Origin of the sequence: Bowmanella yangjiangensis, from assembly GCF_017255015.1 — a bacterium.
GTDB lineage: Bacteria > Pseudomonadota > Gammaproteobacteria > Enterobacterales > Alteromonadaceae > Bowmanella > Bowmanella yangjiangensis.
The window spans coordinates 1-476 of the sequence record NZ_JAFKCS010000566.1 but is presented as its reverse complement, the minus strand read 5'-3'; the positions used below and the strand labels follow the sequence as shown (position 1 = coordinate 476).

Sequence of the window (476 nt, the reverse complement as noted above, 5' to 3'; positions counted from 1 at the left end):
CATCAGCCTGCAGATTCTCGAACCGGCCAGCGGTCGTGTGGTCTGGAGTTCCAGTGGCGCACGCGCCGGCTGGTCCCGTGAGAGCGTTGCAGGTGCTGCCCAGAAAGTGCTGCGCAAACTGGTAGGTAACCTCGACTTCGAGTAATCACGATGCAGTCTGCCCACAAGGATTTCACTCTAGCGCCAAGGGCCAGCGGCCGCGTTTCCTGGTGGGAAAGCTGCCTGCTGACGCTCCTGGCCCTCGGTTTCGGCTACTGGCTGTCGCCGGCGGACCCGCTGCTCGTGGCAGCGTCGTTCCCCTGGATGATCCTGGTGCCGATACTGCTCGGCGTTCGCTACGGATTCCTCCAGGGGCTGTTCAGTGCGGCGCTGCTGATCGCGGCGCTGTTCGTGCTGCGCATCGCGGGGCACGAGCTGTACGCGGATACGCCAGCCTCCTTCATCGTCGGCATGCTGCTGTGCAGCATGCTGGTCGG

Annotated in this window: 1 pseudogene; it reads left to right on the top strand. The window is 64.3% G+C overall.

What is annotated here, in order from left to right:
- Positions 1-150: 150 nt before the first annotated feature.
- A pseudogene (locus J0A65_RS25690) lies at positions 151-476 on the top strand (hypothetical protein); the annotation flags it as partial.